General features: G+C 53.2%; 20 protein-coding genes and 1 pseudogene. 14 read left to right on the top strand and 7 right to left on the bottom strand.

Annotated elements, in window-relative coordinates; translation table 11 throughout:
* Window positions 1-185 precede the first annotated feature (185 nt).
* The 8 genes from OGV69_RS13865 (at window position 186) to patD (ending at window position 8,025) form a co-directional block, all read left to right on the top strand.
* Window positions 186-362 carry a type II toxin-antitoxin system HicA family toxin gene (locus OGV69_RS13865; protein WP_085048165.1) on the top strand — a complete coding sequence of 59 codons (177 nt, stop codon included), beginning with the start codon at window positions 186-188 and terminating at the stop codon, window positions 360-362.
* A 46-nt stretch (window positions 363-408) separates the two neighbouring features.
* Window positions 409-825, top strand: coding sequence for a type II toxin-antitoxin system HicB family antitoxin (locus OGV69_RS13860; protein ID WP_087856629.1), 417 nt, complete (start codon window positions 409-411; stop codon window positions 823-825).
* Between the two features lie 92 nt (window positions 826-917).
* Window positions 918-2,327, top strand: a complete 1,410-nt coding sequence (locus OGV69_RS13855) for an aminotransferase-like domain-containing protein (protein WP_069324935.1) — start codon at window positions 918-920, stop codon at window positions 2,325-2,327.
* Between the two features lie 329 nt (window positions 2,328-2,656).
* Window positions 2,657-3,802, top strand: a complete 1,146-nt coding sequence (gene ydcS, locus OGV69_RS13850; protein ID WP_069324934.1) for a putative ABC transporter substrate-binding protein YdcS — start codon at window positions 2,657-2,659, stop codon at window positions 3,800-3,802.
* Between the two features lie 16 nt (window positions 3,803-3,818).
* Window positions 3,819-4,835 carry an ABC transporter ATP-binding protein gene (locus tag OGV69_RS13845; RefSeq protein ID WP_048214151.1) on the top strand — a complete coding sequence of 339 codons (1,017 nt, stop codon included), beginning with the start codon at window positions 3,819-3,821 and terminating at the stop codon, window positions 4,833-4,835.
* On the top strand, window positions 4,836-5,780 hold the full coding sequence (locus OGV69_RS13840) for an ABC transporter permease (RefSeq protein WP_069324933.1): 945 nt from the start codon (window positions 4,836-4,838) through the stop codon (window positions 5,778-5,780).
* The gene (locus OGV69_RS13835) at window positions 5,770-6,576 is read left to right on the top strand and encodes an ABC transporter permease (protein WP_003020204.1); all 807 of its coding nucleotides are present in this window, start codon (window positions 5,770-5,772) and stop codon (window positions 6,574-6,576) included. The genes OGV69_RS13840 and OGV69_RS13835 overlap by 11 nt, the downstream gene beginning before the upstream one ends.
* Before the next feature lie 21 nt (window positions 6,577-6,597).
* On the top strand, window positions 6,598-8,025 hold the full coding sequence (patD, locus tag OGV69_RS13830; RefSeq protein WP_038640724.1) for an aminobutyraldehyde dehydrogenase: 1,428 nt from the start codon (window positions 6,598-6,600) through the stop codon (window positions 8,023-8,025).
* Window positions 8,026-8,220: 195 nt separating this feature from the next.
* On the opposite strand, the pseudogene OGV69_RS13825 reads toward patD, so the two are convergent.
* A pseudogene (locus OGV69_RS13825) lies at window positions 8,221-9,345 on the bottom strand (multidrug effflux MFS transporter).
* Window positions 9,346-9,446: 101 nt separating this feature from the next.
* Between OGV69_RS13825 and OGV69_RS13820 the strand changes: the two are divergent.
* Window positions 9,447-10,208 (top strand): AraC family transcriptional regulator, encoded by a 762-nt coding sequence (locus OGV69_RS13820; RefSeq protein ID WP_069324932.1) that lies wholly within the window; start codon window positions 9,447-9,449, stop codon window positions 10,206-10,208.
* A gap of 136 nt (window positions 10,209-10,344) precedes the next feature.
* On the opposite strand, the gene yncL is transcribed toward OGV69_RS13820, so the two are convergent.
* Complete coding sequence (gene yncL / locus OGV69_RS13815) at window positions 10,345-10,440, bottom strand: stress response membrane protein YncL (protein WP_071524268.1); 96 nt, start codon at window positions 10,438-10,440, stop codon at window positions 10,345-10,347.
* Between the two features lie 192 nt (window positions 10,441-10,632).
* Here yncL and OGV69_RS13810 point away from each other — a divergent pair, with 192 nt between their 5' ends.
* Window positions 10,633-10,806, top strand: a complete 174-nt coding sequence (locus OGV69_RS13810; protein WP_069324931.1) for a GhoT/OrtT family toxin — start codon at window positions 10,633-10,635, stop codon at window positions 10,804-10,806.
* Between the two features lie 10 nt (window positions 10,807-10,816).
* On the opposite strand, the gene OGV69_RS13805 is transcribed toward OGV69_RS13810, so the two are convergent.
* Genes OGV69_RS13805 through OGV69_RS13795 form a run of 3 tightly spaced genes read right to left on the bottom strand, consistent with a single transcriptional unit; the run spans window position 10,817 to window position 17,266 of the window.
* Window positions 10,817-12,976, bottom strand: a complete 2,160-nt coding sequence (locus OGV69_RS13805) for a virulence factor SrfC family protein (protein WP_286469294.1) — start codon at window positions 12,974-12,976, stop codon at window positions 10,817-10,819.
* Window positions 12,973-15,954: a virulence factor SrfB gene (locus tag OGV69_RS13800; RefSeq protein ID WP_110498826.1), complete on the bottom strand. Its 2,982-nt coding sequence runs from the start codon at window positions 15,952-15,954 to the stop codon at window positions 12,973-12,975. Before OGV69_RS13800 ends, OGV69_RS13805 begins: the two co-directional genes overlap by 4 nt.
* Before the next feature lie 4 nt (window positions 15,955-15,958).
* Window positions 15,959-17,266, bottom strand: a complete 1,308-nt coding sequence (locus tag OGV69_RS13795) for an SrfA family protein (RefSeq protein WP_069324929.1) — start codon at window positions 17,264-17,266, stop codon at window positions 15,959-15,961.
* 282 nt (window positions 17,267-17,548) lie between these two features.
* On the opposite strand from OGV69_RS13795, the gene OGV69_RS13790 reads away from it, so the two are divergent.
* Together OGV69_RS13790 and OGV69_RS13785 are read left to right on the top strand one after the other, a co-directional pair.
* The gene (locus OGV69_RS13790; RefSeq protein WP_069324928.1) at window positions 17,549-19,147 is read left to right on the top strand and encodes an ABC transporter substrate-binding protein; all 1,599 of its coding nucleotides are present in this window, start codon (window positions 17,549-17,551) and stop codon (window positions 19,145-19,147) included.
* Window positions 19,148-19,164: 17 nt separating this feature from the next.
* A complete protein-coding gene (locus tag OGV69_RS13785; protein WP_038640708.1) occupies window positions 19,165-19,398 on the top strand; it encodes a YdcY family protein in 234 nt (77 codons plus the stop codon).
* 80 nt (window positions 19,399-19,478) lie between these two features.
* On the opposite strand, the gene OGV69_RS13780 is transcribed toward OGV69_RS13785, so the two are convergent.
* Window positions 19,479-19,928 (bottom strand): DMT family transporter, encoded by a 450-nt coding sequence (locus tag OGV69_RS13780; protein WP_038640705.1) that lies wholly within the window; start codon window positions 19,926-19,928, stop codon window positions 19,479-19,481.
* Window positions 19,925-20,443 (bottom strand): GNAT family N-acetyltransferase, encoded by a 519-nt coding sequence (locus OGV69_RS13775; protein ID WP_069324927.1) that lies wholly within the window; start codon window positions 20,441-20,443, stop codon window positions 19,925-19,927. The genes OGV69_RS13780 and OGV69_RS13775 overlap by 4 nt, the downstream gene beginning before the upstream one ends.
* 37 nt (window positions 20,444-20,480) lie before the next feature.
* Between OGV69_RS13775 and OGV69_RS13770 the strand changes: the two genes are divergently transcribed.
* Together OGV69_RS13770 and curA are read left to right on the top strand one after the other, a co-directional pair.
* Complete coding sequence (locus OGV69_RS13770; RefSeq protein WP_038640700.1) at window positions 20,481-21,056, top strand: helix-turn-helix domain-containing protein; 576 nt, start codon at window positions 20,481-20,483, stop codon at window positions 21,054-21,056.
* Window positions 21,057-21,113: 57 nt separating this feature from the next.
* Window positions 21,114-22,151 carry an NADPH-dependent curcumin/dihydrocurcumin reductase gene (gene curA / locus OGV69_RS13765; RefSeq protein WP_204563528.1) on the top strand — a complete coding sequence of 346 codons (1,038 nt, stop codon included), beginning with the start codon at window positions 21,114-21,116 and terminating at the stop codon, window positions 22,149-22,151.
* The last annotated feature ends 26 nt before the right edge of the window (window positions 22,152-22,177 follow it).

Raw genomic sequence — 22,177 nt, 5'->3', positions numbered from 1 at the left:
TTTAACCATAACAGTTGTCGCTCTGTTATAGGTTGACCTGGCTGATATGAAATCTGGAAGCTGGATTCCTGTTATTAAATAGCGTCCTCCCCACGCTAGTGATTTTGCGTTATTAATAGCAACACAATCAAAAAAGTAATCATAAATGTTTACTTTGTGTATATAATAGACGACAGGGAGGCGCAGTGAAGCAAAGTGAGTTCAGACGCTGGCTTGAATCTCAGGGAGTTAAAGTTACAAACGGCTCAAATCATCTGAAGTTGAGGTATCAGGGAAGGCGTAGCGTTATGCCCAGGCATCCTGGTGATGAGATAAAAGAGGCCCTGCGGAAAGCGATCCAAAAGCAGCTTGGCTTACAGTAATCATCATCTCTATAAGGCTGACTATATGAGAAATTTTGAGAAAATTATGCGTTATCCCGTTAATCTAATACCCGCCGTGGAAGGTGGGTTCATGGTGTCTTTTCCGGATATTCCTGAAGCATTAACTCAGGGAGAAACTCGCCATGATGCTTTGCAGGCCGCGCAGGCCGCATTGGTCACCGCTTTTGAATTCTATTTCGACGATAACGAACCGATTCCTTTGCCTTCAGCGGTTGTCGCTGGCGCTGACTATGTGGAAATACCACTGAGCGTTGCGTCTAAGGTTCTGTTGTTAAATGCCTTCCTTGAATCGAATATTACCCAGCAGGAGTTGGCAAACAGGATCGGCAGGCCTAAGCAGGAAATCACCCGTTTATTCGATTTAAAGCACGCCACAAAAATTGATGCTGTGCAGATAGCTGCCCGCGCTTTAGGAAAAGAACTGTCAGTAACGATGTTGTAAAACTGTTAACCATAACAGTTATAAAAAATATCTTGATTATGTAAACTGATATATATAGTGGTTGTCACCAACACCGGTAATCAGGACGAAAGATGAAAAAGTACCAGCGACTGGCAGAGCAAATTCGCGATCAAATCGCGTCTGGCGTATGGCAACCCGGCGATCGTCTGCCTTCATTGCGTGAGCAGGTGGTCAGTAGCGGGATGAGTTTTATGACCGTTGGCCACGCATATCAGTTGCTGGAAAGCCAGGGGCGGATTATTGCCCGCCCCCAGTCGGGTTATTATGTTGCCGCGCGCCCTGAACGTCATTCTGCAGCACCTCAGGTGCAGGTGATGCGCGACGAAGCGGTGGATATCAACACCTACATTTTTGATATGCTGCAGGCCAGCCGGGATGCGTCAGTAATGCCATTTGCCTCCGCATTCCCTGACCCGCGTTTGTTTCCCCTTCAGCAGTTAAACCGCTCGCTGGCGCAGGTGAGTAAAACGGCCACGGCTATGAGCGTGATTGAAAACCTGCCGCCGGGGAATCATGAATTGCGCCATGCCATTGCCCGTCGCTATGCCCAACAGGGAATGACCATTTCACCTGACGAAATTGTGATCACCACCGGTGCGCTTGAAGCTCTCAACCTGAGTCTGCAGGCGGTCACTGAACCGGGGGACTGGGTGATTGTCGAAAACCCCTGTTTTTATGGCGCATTGCAGGCACTGGAGCGATTACGTCTGAAGGCGCTGTCTGTTGCCACTGATGTCAAAGAGGGGATCGATCTGGCCGCGCTGGAGCAGGCGTTGCAGGAGTATCCGGTAAAAGCGTGCTGGTTGATGACCAACAGCCAAAATCCGCTGGGGTTTACGCTCAGCGCAGAGAAAAAAGCGCATCTGGTTGCATTACTGGAGAAATATCATGTCATGCTGATTGAAGATGATGTTTATAGCGAACTTTACTTTGGCCGGGAAAAACCGCTCCCCGCTAAAGCCTGGGATCGCAGCGATAGCGTTCTGCATTGCTCATCATTTTCAAAATGCCTGGTGCCCGGATTTCGCATTGGCTGGGTGGCGGCGGGGAAACATGCCCGGCGCATTCAGCGACTCCAGCTAATGAGCACCTTATCCACCAGTTCTCCCATGCAGCTTGCACTCGTCGACTATCTGTCAACACGACGCTATGACGCGCATTTGCGTCGTTTACGCCGTCAGCTTGCGGAACGCAAACAGCAGGCCTGGCAAACGCTACTGCGCCATCTTCCGGCGGAGGTCAAAATTCACCACAACGACAGCGGCTATTTTCTGTGGCTCGAACTGCCGGAACCGCTGGATGCGGGAGAGCTCAGTACGCAAGCGCTGGCGCACCACATCAGCATTGCGCCGGGAAAAATGTTCTCAACCTCGGGAAGCTGGACACGTTTCTTTCGCTTTAATACCGCATGGCACTGGGGGGAACGCGAGGAACTGGCGGTGAAACAGCTTGGAAAATTAATTCGCGACATGATGAAATAAAATGTAACGCGCTATTCAATATAAAAGAATAGTGCGTTCTTATTTTCGAAATAGAGAATACCGAACCCTGATGTTATTTATATCGGGTGCTACCATACAAAAAATCAATAGTTCTAACTATTGCCACCTCTGCACCTAACCCCTTGTCTATACTCCAGAAGATTAGAACACACAGTCTGAATCAGTAGCGTAATGAGCGTTAGCTCACAACCTGATTAAATTTCCTTGCGCCAGCAGGAACGCTTAGCACACCCCGACTATTTTTAGGAAAGGACATATATTTACGGCAAGGCTGCCGCTCAATATTTTTTAGACAGGAGTAAGATGTTATGAGCAAGCAATTTGCCCTCAGTAGCCTGTGTGCGCTCAGTATGACGCTGATGACTGCACAGGCAGCCGAACCCCCGACATCATTAGATAAACCAGAAGGCCGCCTGGATATTATTGCCTGGCCGGGTTATATCGAACGCGGACAAACCGATAAACAATATGACTGGGTCTCGCAGTTTGAGAAAGATACCGGCTGCGCGGTCAATGTGAAAACGGCGGCCACATCGGATGAGATGGTCAGCCTGATGGCAAAAGGCGGCTACGACCTGGTGACCGCGTCCGGCGACGCTTCACTGCGTCTGATTATGGGTAAACGCGTGCAGCCGATTAACACCGCGCTGATCCCAAACTGGAAAACTATCGATCCACGCGTGGTGAAAGGCGAGTGGTTTAACGTTGGCGGAAAAGTATATGGCACCCCGTATCAGTGGGGACCAAACTTGCTGATGTATAACACCAAAACCTTCCCAACGCCGCCGGATAGCTGGAACGTGGTGTTTGTTGAGCAAAAACTCGAGGATGGAAAAAGCAATAAAGGACGCGTGCAAGCCTATGATGGTCCGATCTATATTGCCGATGCCGCGTTATTCGTTAAAGCCACCCAGCCGCAATTAGGCATCACCGATCCCTACCAACTCACCGAACAACAGTACCAGGCGGTTATCAAAGTCCTGAGCGATCAACATGCGCTAATCCATCGCTATTGGCACGATACCACTGTGCAAATGAGTGACTTCAAAAACGAAGGCGTGGTGGCATCCAGCGCCTGGCCTTATCAGGCTAACGCCCTGAAAGCCGAAGGGCAGCCTGTTGCCACGGTTTTCCCAAAAGAAGGGGTTACCGGCTGGGCTGACACCACCATGCTGCACAGTGCAGCGAAACACCCGGTGTGCGCTTACAAATGGATGAACTGGTCATTAACCCCGAAAGTACAGGGCGACGTAGCGGCCTGGTTTGGTTCTCTGCCAGTGGTGCCTGAAGGATGTAAAGCCAGCCCGCTGTTGGGTGAAAAGGGCTGTGAAACCAACGGCTATAGCTACTTTGACAAAATCGCTTTCTGGAAAACGCCAATTGCGGAAGGCGGCAAATTCGTTCCTTACAGTCGCTGGACGCAGGATTACATCGCCATTATGGGCGGTCGTTAATTCCGCTGGGGGTTTTATGACGTACGCAGTAGAGTTTCATAACGTCTCGCGTCTGTACGGGGATGTTCGTGCAGTTGATGGCGTGAGTATTGCGATTAACGACGGGGAGTTTTTCTCAATGCTGGGGCCATCCGGCTCCGGCAAGACCACCTGCCTGCGCCTGATTGCCGGGTTCGAGCAGCTTTCAGGCGGCGCAATCACCATTTTTGGAAAACAGGCCAGCGAATTGCCCCCCTGGGAGCGGGACGTCAATACGGTATTTCAGGACTACGCGCTATTCCCACATATGTCGATCCTCGACAACGTCGCTTACGGGCTGATGGTCAAAGGGATTGATAAAAAACAGCGTCACGCCAAAGCCCGTGAGGCGCTTGATAAAGTTGCACTCGGTTTTGTTCATGAGCGCAAACCGTCACAGCTTTCCGGCGGACAACGTCAGCGCGTGGCGATTGCCAGGGCGCTGGTCAATGAACCGCGCGTTCTGCTGTTGGATGAGCCGCTCGGGGCGTTGGATCTTAAGTTGCGCGAACAGATGCAATTAGAGCTGAAGAAGTTACAGCAATCTCTCGGTATCACCTTCATTTTTGTCACTCACGATCAGGGCGAAGCGCTGTCGATGTCTGACCGTGTGGCGGTGTTTAATAACGGTCGTATCGAACAGGTGGATTCTCCGCGTGAACTGTACATGCGTCCACGGACACCGTTTGTGGCGAGCTTCGTCGGGACGTCCAATGTCTTTGATGCCACGATGTCAGCGAACGTTTGCGGGCTACAGGGAATGTTTTCCCTGCGTCCGGAACACATTCGGTTGAATGATGCCGGGGGAGAAGTCCAGGCTCCGGGCGTTATCCAGGCGGTGCAGTACCAGGGCGCGGCGACACGGTTTGAACTGAAACTGGCTGGCGGTGAAAAATTACTGGTGAGCCAGGCGAACCTGACGGGAGAAATGCTGCCGTCAACGCTGTCGCCGGGTCAGCAGGTGATGGCATCGTGGTCACGCGACGTGATGGTGCCGTTGGTTGAGGAGAGGTGAATGGCTATGAACGTCTTACATTCGCCATCGCAACCGACAAATCTGAACAAGATTTCCGGTTTTTTCTGGCGTAATCCGGGGCTGGGGCTGTTTTTACTGCTTCTCGGGCCGCTGATGTGGTTTGGCATCGTCTACTTTGGCTCACTGCTGACGCTGTTGTGGCAAGGTTTTTATACCTTCGACGATTTCACCATGTCGGTCACGCCGGACCTGACGCTGGCGAATCTGCAGGCGCTGTTTAATCCCGCCAACTACGACATCATTTTGCGTACCCTGACGATGGCGATAGCGGTCACCATTGCCAGCGCGATTCTGGCGTTTCCGATGGCGTGGTATATGGCGCGCTATACCAGCGGCAAAATGAAAGCCTTTTTTTACATTGCGGTGATGCTGCCGATGTGGGCCAGTTACATTGTTAAAGCCTACGCGTGGACGTTACTGTTGGCGAAAGACGGTGTGGCGCAGTGGTTTTTAACCCATCTTGGGCTGGAGCCGCTGCTGCTTTCGTTCCTGACGCTACCTGCTGTCGGCGGCAATACGTTGTCGACCTCAGGGTTAGGGCGCTTTCTGGTGTTCGTTTACATCTGGTTGCCGTTTATGATCCTCCCGGTACAAGCTGCTTTGGAGAGGCTTCCGCCGTCACTGTTACAGGCTTCCGCTGATTTGGGCGCGCGCCCGCGTCAAACCTTCCGCTATGTGGTTCTTCCGCTGGCAATACCCGGTATCGCGGCGGGATCTATCTTTACTTTCTCTCTGACGTTGGGCGATTTTATCGTGCCGCAACTGGTGGGACCGCCGGGGTATTTCATCGGCAACATGGTGTATTCGCAACAAGGGGCGATCGGCAATATGCCGATGGCGGCGGCATTTACTCTGGTGCCGATTGTGTTAATCGCACTGTATCTGGCGTTCGTGAAGCGTCTGGGAGCTTTCGATGCACTCTGAACGCGCACCCTGGTTACTCAAACTGGCGGCATGGGGCGGGGTTATTTTCCTGCACTTTCCCATCCTCATCATCGCCACCTATGCTTTTAATACTGAGGAGGCTGCTTTTAGTTTTCCACCGCAGGGGTTGACGCTGAAGTGGTTTAGCGTTGCGGCGCAGCGTAGCGATATTCTGGAGTCTGTGACGTTGTCACTTAAAATCGCTGCGTTGTCGACGGCTATTGCTCTCGTTCTGGGGACGCTGGCCGCTGCCGCGCTGTGGCGCAGGGACTTTTTTGGCAAGAGTGCAATATCGCTGTTGCTGCTGTTGCCAATCGCGTTACCGGGGATCATCACCGGTCTGGCGCTGTTGACGGCGTTTAAAACCATCAACCTGGAACCGGGTTTTCTCACGATCGTGGTGGGGCATGCGACGTTTTGCGTGGTGGTGGTGTTTAACAACGTTGTGGCGCGTTTTCGCCGTACCTCATGGAGTCTGGTTGAAGCGTCTATGGATCTTGGCGCCAACGGCTGGCAAACCTTTCGTTACGTGGTGCTGCCGAACCTGGCATCAGCACTGCTGGCGGGCGGAATGCTGGCGTTTGCCTTGTCATTTGATGAAATCATCGTGACAACGTTCACCGCCGGACATGAAAGAACACTTCCTTTGTGGCTGCTCAATCAACTGGGTCGTCCACGGGATGTGCCTGTCACCAACGTTGTGGCATTGCTGGTAATGCTGGTGACTACACTGCCAATTTTAGGGGCCTGGTGGCTAACGCGTGAAGGCGACACTCTCGCCGGAAACGGTAAATAAACGACGATATGGGAAATTGCTATGCAACATCAATTACTGATTAATGGCGAGCTGGTCAACGGTGAAGGTGAAAAGCAGCCAGTCTATAACCCTGCAACTGGTGAATGCATTCTGGAGATTGCCGAGGCCTCAGCCACGCAGGTTGATGCCGCGGTCCGTGCGGCCGACAGTGCCTTTGCCAGTTGGGGACAAACCACACCGAAAGTACGTTCCGAGTTACTGCTGAAACTGGCGGATGCTATCGCGGATAACGCGCAAACCTTCGCTGAGCTGGAATCGCTCAACTGCGGTAAGCCGCTGCACTGTGTGCTCAACGATGAAATTCCGGCCATCGTCGATGTTTTCCGCTTCTTCGCCGGGGCGGCCCGCACCCTGCAAGGACAGGCCGCCGGAGAGTATCTGGAAGGGCATACGTCAATGATTCGCCGGGATCCGCTGGGCGTGGTCGCCTCTATTGCCCCGTGGAACTATCCGCTGATGATGGCGGCGTGGAAACTGGCTCCGGCGCTGGCGGCGGGGAACTGCGTGGTGATTAAACCGTCGGAAATTACCCCATTGACGGCGCTTAAACTGGCCGAGTTTGCCAAAGATATTTATCCGGCAGGCGTTGTCAACGTGCTGTTTGGCCGTGGAAAAACCGTGGGCGATCCGCTGACCGGACATGAAAAGGTCCGCATGGTTTCATTGACCGGCTCTATTGCCACTGGCGAACACATTATCCAGCATACCGCGTCTTCAATTAAGCGCACACATATGGAACTGGGCGGCAAAGCCCCGGTCATCATTTTTGATGATGCGGATCTGGATGCGGTAGTGAGCGGCGTGCGAACCTTTGGTTATTACAACGCCGGACAAGACTGTACCGCCGCTTGTCGAATCTATGCCCAGAAAGGCATTTATGACGCGTTGGTTGAGAAACTTGGCGCCGCGGTTGCCAGCCTGAAAATTGGCGCGCCGAACGACGAATCGACGGAGCTGGGACCGGTAAGTTCGCAGGCACATCTTGATCGCGTGGCCAAAGCGGTCGATGAGGCCAAAGCCCTGGGGCATATCAAGGTTATCACCGGTGGTAAAAAAGTGGACGGCGCAGGCTACTACTTTGCCCCAACGCTGCTGGCCGGGGCAAAGCAAGAAGATGCCATCGTGCAGCGGGAAGTTTTTGGTCCGGTGGTCAGCGTGACCGTATTTGATGATGAAGACCAGGTGCTGGCGTGGGCGAATGATTCGAAATACGGACTGGCATCTTCTGTCTGGACCCGGGACGTCGGCCGCGCGCATCGGTTCAGTGCTCGTCTGCAATATGGTTGCACCTGGGTCAATACCCACTTCACTCTGGTCAGCGAGATGCCGCACGGTGGGCAAAAACAGTCTGGTTATGGCAAAGATATGTCGGTGTACGGGCTTGAGGATTACACGATTGTTCGCCATGTCATGATCAAGCATGAGTAACAATTTAGACGTGAACACCTAATGAGGCACGGATAGCTAAAAATTAGCAAACGGGTCTCTATACTATTCGCGCCACTGGCCTCGTCGCCATCGGACGGCGGTAAGTTGGAAATATCCGCGAGGTCAGGCTAATTGATACGACAAAGCCCCAGCTTAACGCCGGGGCTTTGTGCTTTCAGGTATACCGTCCGGTTATCAGCGGCGGTAGCTGCAAAGCCAGGCAAGTAGTGCACAGCCGCTCAGCACCAGCCCCAGTTGTTGCACCATGCCAGCCAATCCCAGCATCATTCCCAGCAACAGGTAATAGCTTAACCCGAACAAAGCACCAGCGGCCCCGGCTTGTTCACGATAGCGACGCAGTGCCTGGCTCAATACATTGGGAATGGCGATACCATAGGCCAGTACCACCCCAAACACCGGTATCAGGATCCATTCAGTATGCTGTAGCCACCACGCCGCCAGACCTGAGAACATGGCCAGCACACAGGCATGACGTACCAGCTGTTGCGGCGTCAGACCTGTCGTTAACAGACGCCGATTCAACAGGCTTCCCGACAGCGAAGCAAGCGCAAGTAACACCCCCGTCCAGCCAAAGGCTCTGGAACTCTATCCCAACTGCCTGAAAAGAAATGGCGCCAGACTGTAATAGCTAAACAGCATGGTATTTAACAGGGCGACCAGCATAGCATTTTTCCACAGCTCATCGTCCCGAGCCATGCGGGGCAGGAGCACAGCCATCCGCGGGCGGATCGTATTCTCCGGCCTTGTTTCCGGCAAACGGGTTGCTGTCAGTATGAGCAGTAATATCGCCAGCAAAACAAGAGCAACGAATACACCGATATGACCATACAGGCTTACCAGCCAACCTCCGCTTAGCAGGCCGAAAACCGGACTCAGGGCCAGCGCAGCCCCCATCACGGAAAAGATGCGGGATAGCGTGGTTGATTCATAACAGTCCCTCAATATGGTTTGTACCACGACTGACCCGGCAGCCGCTCCGATGGCTGACACCATCCGCGCCAGCAGCAACACGTTGAAATTGGTGGCAACAACGGCCAATGCACAACCTGTGCCGTAGCAGATTAGTCCTGCCAGCATCGCCCGCCGTCGTCCGATACTGTCGCTCAGCCACCCCCACATCGCCACACCGACGGCGAAGGCCACAAAGTAAACGGAGAGTGTTTGAGCTGCACGTTCACTGCTTATGTGAAAAGCGGTAGCGATACCTGGCAATGCCGGGCTGTAAATGGTTTCCACCAGTTGTGGAAACATTATCAGCAGAGTGAGCAGCCAAAGCGGCGGACGACGAAGAATATTCATAGCAATATCCGAAGAGACCGAAAACAGGCGGGAATTATTGCTGAAAGGGGGATGTCTTATTACTATTATCAGGACTTTATATATCAAATATCGGACAGATAATGAAAATTGCCCCCGATGAAATTTTCGATGCGGATAGCTTTGATAACCCGGTAATCGGGATTGCCGCCGATATGGGCGTACACGATTCCGGACGCCATAGCCACCTTCGTCATCAACTCCTTTTTTCGGCGGCGGGGAGCATCACGATTGAACTGGAGCAGGCCCTGTGCCTGCTGCCGCCACGGCGTGCGGTCTGGATCCCGGCCGGTACGGTTCATCGCGCCATCATGCGTGGCGTAATGGCTTATCGTTCTTTGTACTTTTCAACCTCGCTGCCGTTATCCGATCTGCCCATGCATATCGTCGAGGTTAATCCACTTTTTTTCGAAGTCATAGAACGCATGGCCTTTTGGTCATGGGATATGCCTGCGGTGCAACAGGCCAGCCTCATCACTGTTTTTTGTGAGGAATTGCGGGCCGCGCGTAGTGAAAACTGGACATTACAATTTCCCTCAGATCCACGGCTGGACGTATGGCTTGAGCAATTGCGCATGGGCGCGTTGCCACCGCGACTGAATCAGTTGTCCCAACGGGTTGGGGCGTGTGAGAAGACCATCAGCCGGATCTTCATCAGAGATACCGGGATGCATTATCAGCACTGGCGGCAGCAATTTAGACTGTTAAAAGCCATGGAAATGCTGGCTGACGGGAGTCCTGGTAGTCAGGTGGCGCAACATCTGGAATTTGTCAGTGACAGTGCTTTTATCGCATTTTTCCGTCAGCATACCGGCACCACGCCAGCCCGTTTTACAGGCAAATAATGCCGCAGAAGGATTAGGGATAATACATCCTAAGGATGATTTACCGGATGAAGGCAGAGTGGGAAAATCGTTGGCTAATGGCAGAGAGAAAACCCTCTCTGCCAGTGGACGCTGCAATTAATTCAGAAGAGTCACATCAAGCAAACCAGCCGAACCTTGCGGAAATCAGACTGAAAAGTCCTACAGCAGCAAATATATTTATCAGCACCACAGTTTTACTGGAAACATTCATTTGTGCCACCTTTCGTTTTAACCCCTATGGGTATAGTACGGGTTATAACTATCCGCAATAGTACGAATTCTGAACATAATGAAAACGGGTTGTTTTACCGCCGTTTCTCTTAAAATAATTAATAAAACTTGATGTGAGTCATGAAAAAGAGCATATTGCGCGCGATTTCACCTTCCGGCCAGGATGCCTTACATGTCTCTGTACCAAAAAATGTTGGTCTTTTATGCGGTGATGGCCGCTATCACGGCAATCATCACCTGGTTTCTGTCACGCGAGAAAAAGCGGATTCGTTTTCTCAGCGCGGTATTAGTCGGGGCGACCTGGCCAATGAGCTTTCCCGTCGCGCTGATGTTTTCACTTTTCTGATGAGGCCGTTTCAGACGGAAAGCAGGGCATCTAAACGTTTTTTGTCGACTTCAGTAACATCCTGTGGGTGCTGATATCCCACGTTCTCATTCGCGCGGGTGTACAAAGCAACCAGCCAGTCGTAAACATAGCGGCTTGCGCCGTGCGAGGGCTGTTCTTCCAGTTTGGCCAGGCGCGACATCGGTTGTTGCTTTGGCGCGCTAAAAATAGCCGCGCCTTTTTGTATCCTGCTGGCAGGGCGCTGTTCCTCAGCAACGTTGCTAAATCCAAGCCAGGTAATAAAATCCCCAATATCGGCATGTAGCTGCGCCGCACAGACGTTTTCGCGCTGCATCATGCGCTGTAAGCGTTGCGGCATCTCCAGGCGATAACTGGTGGTCACAAGAATGTCAGCCACCTGCCTTAGCGTACGAGGATCGAGGCCTAAACGGCGCGCATTATTTTCATCGCGACACCACTGACGTACGTGATTAACCCACATTTTGTGTGCCAGATAACCAGTTTCTTTGCTCTCCGGCGAGTGCGGTATGTCACGCACTTCAGCAAACAGGTCGATCTCTTCATTAAATAGCCCGTTCACCTGTTCCTCGCGCGGCTGATGAACACGCAGCAGCGATTCAAAGAGGCGCATTGGCGGCAGTAACCCCTCCAGTAGCTCGCCATGTTTTGCCGCCTGGGATTGTAACTGGCGGATCACCGACTCGCTGCTACCTGACTCATCATCGCGGGTATTAATCCAACTCATCAGCGTTTCGCGGATGCGCTGTTGGTGCTGTTCGCGCAGAGAGGTCAGCCTGGCCTGACGCTGTTGTGGTGAAGTCGCCTGAGTCAGCCATTCGACAAGGCGTTGTAAGCTGTGGTTATCCAGCGCCTGCAGCGTACCCCAGTGCAGTCCCGGTTTGCCCATTAATTGCTGCACGGACTCATCCAGGTTTTGCTGGGTGCTAAAACGCGCATCCTGTGGGGTGATGGCCCAGACTACGCCCGGTAATGCGGCGTCATGTACGGGTTGCGTATCGTTGACCCAGCCCAGCAGCTTGCGGGTAATGGCTGGCGTCTGGGCGCGGGTAGATACCGCATTGCAGATTAAGAGCATATCCGGTTGCAGTTGCTGGCGATAATGCTCCAGCATCCAGCCTAATTTTGCTTGCCACAGCGGATGGGGATGAGCATCCGGGGCGAGAGGGATATCGAGCAGATCGACATTCTCCAGCACAGCATCTTCCACCGTCAGGATCAGCTCGCGCGTCAACAGCGCTAGTGATGCCTGTGAGAGACTGACCGCATTGAGCAACTGATGGTTTTCAATTGGATGAACAACCACATCACTTTGCGCCTCACTCCCGTGCAATGCCACCTGAGTGAGAAAACTCTCAGCAGGTAAACCAAAATGGTCAACCAGCAGGCTCAGCGGAGCCGCCAGTTCTTGCGCGTTCCCGGTTTGTTGCAGCGTATGCGCCAGCGCCAGCCACTGCTGCGTTAGCTCTGGTTGTTCTCCCCACAATAATGCCCAGGCGTTTGCCCGGGTCGTCAGATCCAGTGCGGGGAGAAGCGTAGCAAACTGATGCCATAGCGCATCGTCAATTTGCTGCTGATTAGCCGGTACGCAGGAGCGCCAGAAACGACCGATTGCCGCGACATCCTGAGCCGTGATGCCTTGCACCGGATGACGCTGACGCAGGGTTTGCCATTTTTCCAGGCGCGCCTCAATAATCGATTTCTCAACCTGGCGGTTGTCCGGGGGCGCACAGAACTGTGTGATAAACAGCTGTACCAGTTCGGCTTCACTGAGTAAGCGTAAGCGCAGCGGCCATTCGCTATTGAGCGGATTATCTTCACGCGTAAAGCGAATCGCCATATTGGTCGGTGCATGCCCCGGATTAATATGCGAAAAATAATCAAAACTGCGATCCGGGGTCACGATGTTCACTTTGCCATTGGCATTGCTGCACAATGCCGCGAGCAGATGCGCTTTCGCTGACTGTGAGTGCCCATATAACCCAACACAGCCTCGTGCTGAAAAGGTCGCTGTCAGCGCAGATTCATTAACCGCGGCTAACGTAAGTTGTGTCAGCAGGGCATCCGCCTCATCATCAAGACGTACCGAACGCTGGCGGGTCTCTGTCACCCACTCGATGGCGGCCTGCGCAGTGTTTAACATCTTACTCATTTCAGGTACACGCTCCCGCTATCAATCCAGTAATGGCTACCGCTATGGCGACGATCCGCCAGCGTATTCAATTTTAACGTTAAGGCATTGGCGGCAACGGGGGTGCCATCCTGTAACCAGGCATCGCTGAGTACGAAGCATTCCGGGCCGCTCTCTTTGCTGCCGCCGCGTAACTGCAGCCGTACATTTAACACGCCATCTCCGGCGATACTTTTTGCCAGTTCGGCAGAATTTATGCTCAGCGTATACAGCGGCGTGGCAGGCCAGCGGCTGTTTGCCAATTGGCGGAAGCCTAACGTTACATTGCCGCGCAGCGGGAAGTGCAAACGAGTATCCAGCTTCGCGCCGGGTTTATCCAGATCGATATCGTGATACCAGATGTTCTCATCGCGTAGCGTGTTGACCGTATTATCCAGCACGCCAAGATAACGTACGGTCGAGTAAGCGCCGATATCGGCAGCTTTAAAATTGAAGCGCGGTAAACGCAGATCCAGCGCCAGGCTGCATAGCATTGCACCGACTGCTGCGGTGGATTTGGGGTTGCCAATCCGCCCTTGCTGACTGAACGGATACCACTCGTGCACCCGATAGTTATCCATCCAGATCATACGATTAACCGGAACGGGTTGAAGATGGCGGATCAACGCCTGTACGCCCGGTAAACAAGCGGGTCTGCCGGTCACTAATAAAATATCGCAACGATAATGTGAAATAGCCTCACAAACCGCGTGCAGCGGCGAGGTCAGGGTAAATTGCCCCGCCAGTAACGCTTCTTGTAACTGCCTGAACTGCACCTGTAACGGCACGCTCAAAACATCAAACGCTGGTGAACCAGACGGCAACGCATGATCGATAGCCTGTTGGATATAGTTCATCACGTTACGCGTGGGTTGCTGGCTGAGCAGCTCGCCAAAGGTGGCATGCAGTCCGGCTACCGGATCGTTAATATCGCTTTGTTCCCAGGCGGAGAGCACCGCATGACCGAGCGGCATAAAGAGTTGTAATGCCGTTTGCTGACGCAGGATCGCCTGAGTATCGATGCGCCCGGAATCGCCAAACAGCGTAGCCAGTAATGCGGCGGCGTCGGTCACACCAGCCTGCTGCAAGCGGGTTTGCAGGGCAGGTAGTACGCAACGCTGAATCACGTCCAGCAGCATGTCATCGCCCGCAACCTTAAAGCCTTCGCGAAACAGCAAATGCGGGGTGATCTTGACGTTCGCGCCAACGCCGTCATCAAGTTGGTAATGGACGACGGCCATATCCGTGGTCCCACCGCCAATATCGATGGATGCCACGCGCAGCGCACGGCCTTTTATCTCACCAGGTTCCGGCAGACGGTCCGGGCGGGCAAGGGCATTAAAAAACGATTCCGTGTGACCATCGTAGTGGGAAATCGCCTCGTTATACAGCCACACCAACTGACCGCAGCTGGCTTCATCCCACTCCATCTGGATCTCAGGGACGGGAACCACGCTCTTTTCCTGCTGCTTACGGGTGGTGAAGTCTTCATCCTGCGGGTGCCAGCCCATTGCTTTCCAGACCAGTGCAATGGCTTCAAACATACGCAGGCGGAAAATCTCGCGCTCCTGTTTTGGCATCGCTGAGGGTAGGGTCAGGATCAATGTGCGCAACTGGCGAGGAGAGGCCGGGAAACCAAGGCGCAAACGCGTCGCCACGCTGTTAATTTGACCCAGCGCCTGAGCCAGGATCTCACACAGCATATGCGTCATCAACGTGCTGCGGCTGTATTGCGGTGAGAACACCGGCAGACGGTCATCCTGCGGCAGGCTGAACAGCGGTTGTCCGTCATCATTCATGAGATTCATCAGCGGGAAGGCGGTAGCCAGCGGTTCGCGCTGGGTTTTGCCATTCATCTGGCTAAAGCGCCAGTCATGCAGCACCGGCGTTTCATCCCACAGATAACGGCGCGGGCTGGAGATCCCGCTGCTGCCTTCCGTACCCATACGTTGCATCGCCAGCTTTCGGGCTTCATCGCCCACGCGAACAATCGACGGCCAGATAAAGGCGTCATCACGACCGCTCTCAACGGAAAAGTGCTGTTTACCGAACCGCGCTTCGGAAAACTCCAGTCGGCTGGTGAATAGTGGATCGTTAAGAAACTGCGGCTCGCTTAATGACCGCACCTGTAATTCAGCGGTCTGGCGCAGTCCATCATTGGCATCGCCGTGATCCTCAATCAGGACGCCGCAGGTATGGGTATTACCAATGTCCAGGATCAGATCGACGGGAATCGCCGGTGTGCTGAGCGTATGTGTGACCAGCTTGACTTCCGGAATAGAAAGCTGTTCACCTAACAGGGTTAACAAATTTAACCAGTGCGCCTGATATTCAAAATTACGCAGCGCCTGCTGGATCTCATGTTCTGAGCGATTCTCATGCTGCGTGACATGATGCATAAAGGATTCGCGCAGCCAGCCGTCAATCCAGGTCTGGTCGAGGAAATCGGCAATTTCGTTATCATGCCAGGCCAGTGCAAATCGCGTACCGTTAAGCAGGTCATTTTCGTTGGGGGTTAACGCTGCCGGGGCATTTTCAGTGAGCTGGCTGTCCAGCGCCAGGGTAACGCGGTGAGTGTTGCCCGCGCTGTCTGGTTGCGCCAGTTTTCGCACCTGTACACGCGCCCAGTTATCCGGGCCGTCAACAAACGTACGCGGCGGATTAAAGCGTAGGAACGGCAGCGGTAGCCAGACGCCGTCGAGCACATCCAGAGAATAATGCAGCGTCTGGGTGCTTTCCGGCTTCACCACTTCGGGCTGACCGCCGGTGCTGCCCGGCAAGGTATAGCGTCCCGTTGTCAGATCGAAGTCCAGCCGTAGCAGGGGACCGTTGGCCGTTTTGCGCACAAAGCGGCCATGATGCGCAGATTCCTGCGGCGTCAGGCCAAAATCCAGAAATTGCACACCGCTATTGGCAATGAGCGTCACGCTTTGTTTGTAGTCACACAGATTCACCAACATAAAATCAGGCACCTATCTTTTTGATCGTCAGAGGGATTTCCGCGTGATCGTCATATCGTGCGGTGCAGGTGGCGACGTCATTGGTTCCCGCTTTGCAGGTAATTTCAGGCATCGGATAACGTGATCCGTCCGTGCAACGGGCATTGCCGCGACTCTTAATCATTAATTCGCCAGTCTGATGCAAACCAGAGAAAATCTCGGCACGACAAACAATATTGTCGCCATGAACGACGCGTGCAGTGCCTTTATTCGTCTGGATCTGATAACGTAGCGACGGCGCTTTGCCGCTGACCGGATCTTTCACGTCGACCATGACGCGCCAGTTACCGTTGAGGAAACGCGTCGTTCCTGCCTTCATCTGGCTGGCATCCATGACCAGCGCATCTTTGGGAATAGCGGCAATCACTACCGGTCCTGCGTCAGGTTTCTCTTTTTTCGCTACCGGAATGACTTCAGCCCGATGCAAAGGTAGTGCGGAGGTCAGTTCGGGCAACGGCGTCATGTCTGCTTTAGCCACTGCAATGGGGGCAACTGAGGGGGTAGGGATAACGGCTTGTTGTTTCCACAGCAACGGTCCGACAATGGCAGCGATAATTACGGCGGCAACGGGTAGACTCCACAGCGGCAGGCGACGTGCGGGCTTCACCTGTACCGGTGGCGGTGTGACTTCCGGTTCGTTGATCATGGCCAGCGGTTGTGGTTCAGGTTCAACCGATTTTGGCGGTTCAATGACCGGCGTCAGTAAAGGGGCATCGGCCTCAGTGAAGGTGATTGCAGGTGAAGTCTCTTCTTCCGGGTCAGGCTCTGTCACAGTGACAACCGGTGGTATATCGGCAAGGCGCAGGCAATCGAGCACATCGTCGCGGGGATTTTCATTCAGATTGACGAAGCCCCAGAACGTAATAACGGGTTTACCATCAACCAGAAACACGTGATTCTCGCCAGGAAACTGGATGGCTTTTTCGAGCAATGAACCAAACAGTTGGAGGGCGGTTTTCCCCGATTGCAGGCTTTTACGGCTCAGGGCCGCCGCATTTTCCAGCGTGCTCCCCAGATAGCGCAGCGCACGAAAACGTGCCTCTTCATCAGCGGCTTTCCACGCAACGACTTTTCCTTCAACCGGAGAATACCAGTCAACCCGATCGCCGTTGTCGTTAATTTGTGGGATCGCCAGACAATCCACCATCGCCTGCTGTTTACGCAAGCGAAGCGTTTCACGAATTTGCAGTGCTGAATCAAACACGGCCTGACCACCGCCACCCACGGCCTGATAGTCATCCAAATTGCCGCTGCGCAAGAGAGTTTTTGCCACGTTGTTACCCCTTAGACTTCTTCACACATCTACTTTACGGTTTATAAAAACGAGCAAACGGCAGAAGAGAGGCAAAAAGGGGCGAATTTTCATGGCATAGAGTGCCGGGAAAAATCTTGACGTTTTGAAAAAGACTTAAGGGAAATTAATTCGCTTGTGGTGATGAATAATTCAGCGAAAACCACCGGATTAGAATAACCTGATAGTGATTTGTTATTGGTCAGTTTTTGTCAGCTATGCTCTGATATTCCGGTTAATAATAAAATAAGAAGGCTTATAACCATGATTGCAAGGAAAACGTTACTCGCGCTGGCGCTCAGCGCCGCCTTACCCTCAGGCGCTGCGTTCGCGGCCAGCACTGACACCATCATCTACTGCTCAGAAGCGTCGCCGGAGTCATTTAACCCGCAAATCGCCAGTTCCGGTCCGTCGTTTGTGGCAAGTTCACAGGTGCTCTACAACCGACTCATTAACTTTGATCCGGTAAAGAATACCCCAATACCGTCTTTGGCAACGGACTGGACAATTTCTCCCGATGGGAAGACTTACACGTTTACCCTGCGTCAGGGGGTGAAATTCAACAGTAATAAATTCTTTAAACCCACCCGCGACTTCAACGCCGATGACGTGGTTTTCTCGGTATTACGCCAGAAAGATGCCGATCATCCCTACCACAAGGTTTCTCAGGGTAGCTACGAATACTTTAACGATGTCGGTCTGGATAAACTGATCAAAGAAGTGAAGAAGGTGGATGATTATCACGTTCAGTTTGTGCTGAATGAACCTAACGCCGCGTTTCTTGCCGACTGGGGGATGGATTTCGCTTCCATTCTTTCTGCGGAATACGCTGACGCGATGCTGAAAAAAGGCACCCCGGAAAACGTTGATAACTGGCCGATTGGCACCGGGCCATATGTGTTGCAGCAGTACAAACAGGATTCCCAAATCCGTTATCTGGCCAACCCGAACTACTGGGATGGCGCCGTCCCGACGAAGCACCTGATATTCTCGATCACTCCAAATGTACAGACCAGACTGGCAAAACTGCAAACTAACGAATGCCAGATTATCCCGGCGCCTGCGCCAATCCAGTTTGACGAGATCAACAAGAATAAAGATTTGACGCTGCATTCGGTTGAAGCGCTGAACGTCGGGTATCTGGCGTTTAATACCGAGAAAAAACCGTTTGATAACGTGTTGGTGCGTCAGGCGTTGAACTACGCGACCGATAAAAAAGCCATTATTAACGCCGTCTTTTTAGGTTCCGGTACGGTGGCAAAATCGCCGATTCCACCGAATATGATGGGGTTCAATAACGATCTAAAAGATTACGCTTACGATCCGCAAAAAGCGAAAGATCTGCTGAAACAGGCTGGGCTGGAAAACGGATTTGAAGCGACGCTGTGGTCAATGCCGGTTCAGCGTCCATACAACCCGAACTCCCGACGTATTGCCGAGATGATCCAGAGCGATTGGGCAAAAGTCGGCGTAAAGGCAAAAATAGTGTCATACGAGTGGGGCGAATATCTCTCCGGAATGCGCAAAGGCGAGCATGACACCGCGCTGTTCGGCTGGATGTCAGACAACGGCGATCCGGATAATTTCGCGGATGTACTGTTGGGCTGCGACAGCATTAAAACCGGATCTAACGCCGCGCGTTGGTGCGATAAAGAGTATAATTCTCTGGTTCAAAAGGCGAAACTGGTGAGCAAACCTGAAGAACGCACCGCGCTGTACCAGCAATCGCAAGAGATTTTCTACCAGCAGGCTCCGTGGATAGCCCTGGCAAATGGCAAAACGTTCTATGCCACGCGTAGCAACGTCAGCGGATACAGCGTCAGCCTGATGGGCAGTGATTTTTCAAAAGCAAAATTAAATTAATGAGTTAAGGAGAGGTTATGTCGCATCTGGATGAGGTCAGCGCACGAGTTGATGCCGCCATTGAAGAGAGCGTCATTACGCATATGAATGAATTGCTGATTGAACTCAGCGATGATGCCGCGCTGAGCCGGGAAGATCGCTACACCCAGCAACAGCGTTTGCGTACGGCTATCGCACATCATGGTCGTCAGCATAAAGAGGATATGGAAGCCCGTCGCGAACAGTTGACCAAAGGCGGCACAATCCTTTAATTCGTTATTACTGTTATCCGGCCTGTATGTTCAGGCTGGATAAATTCCGTAGGTCTGATAAGCGAAGCGCCATCCGGCAGTTAAAAAGAGCGTCTCGCGACCAGCCAGGCCCCGACGACCAGCAGCACCGCGCCGCAAACTGGCCCCACCAGCGCACGGAGTGATACACCATGACTGCGCACAATATCCAGCACCAGTCCGCCAATTAACTGGCTGGCGACCAGTACCGCAATCGTGGTGGCGGCTCCCACATTTTGATAGCCGCTGATACTGGCAAAAACAAAAAAAGACCCCAGCAAACCGGGGATCAGCGTCCACCAGCGCACGCTGGAGACTAGTTCGCCAAACCCCGCGGCGCCTTGCTTAAACCACAGAATGCTGACAAACAGTACAATCCCAACCAGTGAGTTCAGCAGCATGGCAATCAGGATCGTCGAGGAGGTCTGCGTGATACGCACCATTAAGGTATTTTGCACCACCAGACCAATACCTGCGGCAATCAGAAAGGAGAGGGTCAGCGTCTGGTTCATCTGCCGGCATCCGGATCGCGACGATCGTCTAACTGTAACTGCATAAAGGTCAGATCCAACCAGCGACCAAATTTGGTGCCAACCTGCGGCATTTGTGCGGTGATGTTAAATCCCAGCATACTGTGCAGATGCAGCGACGCCTGATTCTGAGACTCAATCCCCGCCACCATTACATGTTTTCCGCACGCCCGCGCTTCTTCTATCAGTCGGCTGAGCAGCGCTCGTCCCAGGCCCTTGCCCTGATGATCAGGATGGACATACACCGAATGCTCAACGGTATGACGAAATCCGTCAAAGTTACGCCAGTCGCCGAACGAAGCATATCCAGTGACTACGCCGTTTTCTTCACTTACCAGCACGGGATAGCCCATCAACTGGCGGGCTTCGAACCAGGCGATACGGTTTTCGGCATCGACCGTTTGATCGTTCCAGATAGCCGCCGTATGCAGTACCGCGTGGTTATAAATTTCAGCAATAGCGGCGCAGTCAGCTTTGCTGGCAAATCGAATTGACATGTTGAACCTCAGGGATTGTTCACTATAGTATTACAATATGAATACTATTGAAGACAGCATAAATCAACGGATCGGTGCAAGAATTCGCCTTGAACGAGAATCTCGCGGCTGGTCTCTGACGGAACTCGCTGAGCGTGCAGGCGTGTCGCGGGCAATGATCCATAAAATAGAGCGTGGTGAGAGTAGCCCCACGGCCACGCTGCTGGGCAGGCTCTCCGGGGCGTTTGGCATCAGCATGTCGATGCTGATTGCGCGAGCCGAAATGCAGGAGGGCAAGCTGCTGCGCCTCGCTGACCAGCCCGTCTGGCACGATCCGCAGAGCCACTATCTGCGACGCCATGTCTCACCGCGCAGCGATCTCCCCATCGACCTGGTACAAATCGAATTGCCCGCCGGAAGCGATATCCCAATGCCAGCATCCTCCTACGTGCAGGCCAGACAGCTTATCTGGCTACAGCAGGGGGAGTTAGTCTTTGTGGAAGGCGATGTGCGTCATGAAATGAAAGCGGGCGATTGTCTGGAACTGGGGCCGCCGAATGACTGTCGGTTTATCAATGAAACCACGCAAACCTGCGTTTATCTGGTTGTGCGATTAAACCATGTCGTGAGCTAAATGCTGGCGCAGGCTGCTACTATTGATGGATTCATGCTAAAAGCAGAGGAGCACATCATGGGTCAACAGACTAATCGTAACCGCCGTTGGGTACTGGCTTCCCGCCCACATGGCGCGCCAATCCCGGATAACTTCCGTCTTGAAGAAGATGAAGTCGCAACGCCGGGAGAAGGTCAGGTTTTGCTGCGCACCGTTTTCCTTTCTCTCGATCCTTACATGCGTGGGCGCATGAGCGATGAACCGTCTTACTCGCCTCCCGTTGAGATTGGCGGTGTGATGGTCGGCGGCACTGTGAGCCGCGTCGTGTCCTCCAACCATCCTGATTACCAGCCTGGCGAATGGGTGCTGAGCTACAGTGGCTGGCAGGACTATGACATTTCGGACGGCAACGGGCTGGTGAAGCTTGGCGATAATCCTGAACATCCCTCCTGGGCGCTGGGTGTTTTAGGGATGCCGGGATTTACCGCCTATATGGGCTTGCTGGACATTGGCCAGCCGAAAGCAGGGGAAACGCTGGTTGTTGCCGCTGCAACTGGCCCGGTGGGCGCAACGGTTGGACAGATTGGTAAGCTCAAAGGGTGTCGGGTGATCGGTGTAGCGGGCGGGGCAGAGAAATGCCGGCATGCCACCGAAGTGCTGGGCTTTGATGTTTGTCTCGATCACCATGCGCACGATTTTGCACAACAACTGGCAAAAGCGTGTCCGCAGGGGATTGATATTTACTACGAGAACGTTGGCGGTAAGGTATTTGACGCTGTGCTGCCGTTACTCAATACCTCGGCGCGCATTCCGCTTTGCGGACTGGTCAGCGGTTACAATGCGACATCGCTTCCGACCGGCCCTGACCGATTACCGTTGCTGATGGCAACCTTACTGAAAAAGCGTATCCGGATGCAGGGTTTTATCATTGGTCAGGATTATGGTCACCGCATTCATGAGTTTCAGCGGGAGATGGGGCGCTGGGTTAAAGAGGGTAAAATCCACTACCGTGAGCAGGTCACTGACGGTCTGGAGAATGCGCCGCAGACCTTTATCGGTTTGCTGACCGGTAAAAACTTCGGCAAGGTGGTTATTCGCGTAGCAGACGATGCGTAAAGAGTGCTGGCGGGAGCGATTCCCGC

This window comes from Citrobacter sp. Cc139, from assembly GCF_030334645.1.
Lineage (GTDB): Bacteria > Pseudomonadota > Gammaproteobacteria > Enterobacterales > Enterobacteriaceae > Citrobacter > Citrobacter werkmanii.
The sequence above is the reverse complement of the archived record's forward strand: the minus strand, read 5'-3'. Positions and strand labels throughout refer to the sequence as shown.

Bases quoted from the DNA above. Each gene is read 5' to 3' on its own strand.
- OGV69_RS13800 (WP_110498826.1), bottom strand. From the start codon at position 15,954: ATGTTGGTGAATCTGTGTGACTACAAACAAAGCGTGACGCTCATTGCC.
- curA (WP_204563528.1), top strand. From the start codon at position 21,114: ATGGGTCAACAGACTAATCGTAACCGCCGTTGGGTACTGGCTTCCCGC.
- OGV69_RS13855 (WP_069324935.1), top strand. From the start codon at position 918: ATGAAAAAGTACCAGCGACTGGCAGAGCAAATTCGCGATCAAATCGCG.
- OGV69_RS13780 (WP_038640705.1), bottom strand. From the start codon at position 19,928: ATGAACCAGACGCTGACCCTCTCCTTTCTGATTGCCGCAGGTATTGGT.
- OGV69_RS13790 (WP_069324928.1), top strand. From the start codon at position 17,549: ATGATTGCAAGGAAAACGTTACTCGCGCTGGCGCTCAGCGCCGCCTTA.
- patD (WP_038640724.1), top strand. From the start codon at position 6,598: ATGCAACATCAATTACTGATTAATGGCGAGCTGGTCAACGGTGAAGGT.
- OGV69_RS13845 (WP_048214151.1), top strand. From the start codon at position 3,819: ATGACGTACGCAGTAGAGTTTCATAACGTCTCGCGTCTGTACGGGGAT.
- OGV69_RS13820 (WP_069324932.1), top strand. From the start codon at position 9,447: ATGAAAATTGCCCCCGATGAAATTTTCGATGCGGATAGCTTTGATAAC.
- OGV69_RS13770 (WP_038640700.1), top strand. From the start codon at position 20,481: ATGAATACTATTGAAGACAGCATAAATCAACGGATCGGTGCAAGAATT.
- OGV69_RS13810 (WP_069324931.1), top strand. From the start codon at position 10,633: ATGTCTCTGTACCAAAAAATGTTGGTCTTTTATGCGGTGATGGCCGCT.
- OGV69_RS13785 (WP_038640708.1), top strand. From the start codon at position 19,165: ATGTCGCATCTGGATGAGGTCAGCGCACGAGTTGATGCCGCCATTGAA.
- OGV69_RS13840 (WP_069324933.1), top strand. From the start codon at position 4,836: ATGGCTATGAACGTCTTACATTCGCCATCGCAACCGACAAATCTGAAC.
- OGV69_RS13805 (WP_286469294.1), bottom strand. From the start codon at position 12,976: ATGAGTAAGATGTTAAACACTGCGCAGGCCGCCATCGAGTGGGTGACA.
- yncL (WP_071524268.1), bottom strand. From the start codon at position 10,440: ATGAATGTTTCCAGTAAAACTGTGGTGCTGATAAATATATTTGCTGCT.
- OGV69_RS13835 (WP_003020204.1), top strand. From the start codon at position 5,770: ATGCACTCTGAACGCGCACCCTGGTTACTCAAACTGGCGGCATGGGGC.
- ydcS (WP_069324934.1), top strand. From the start codon at position 2,657: ATGAGCAAGCAATTTGCCCTCAGTAGCCTGTGTGCGCTCAGTATGACG.
- OGV69_RS13775 (WP_069324927.1), bottom strand. From the start codon at position 20,443: ATGTCAATTCGATTTGCCAGCAAAGCTGACTGCGCCGCTATTGCTGAA.
- OGV69_RS13860 (WP_087856629.1), top strand. From the start codon at position 409: ATGCGTTATCCCGTTAATCTAATACCCGCCGTGGAAGGTGGGTTCATG.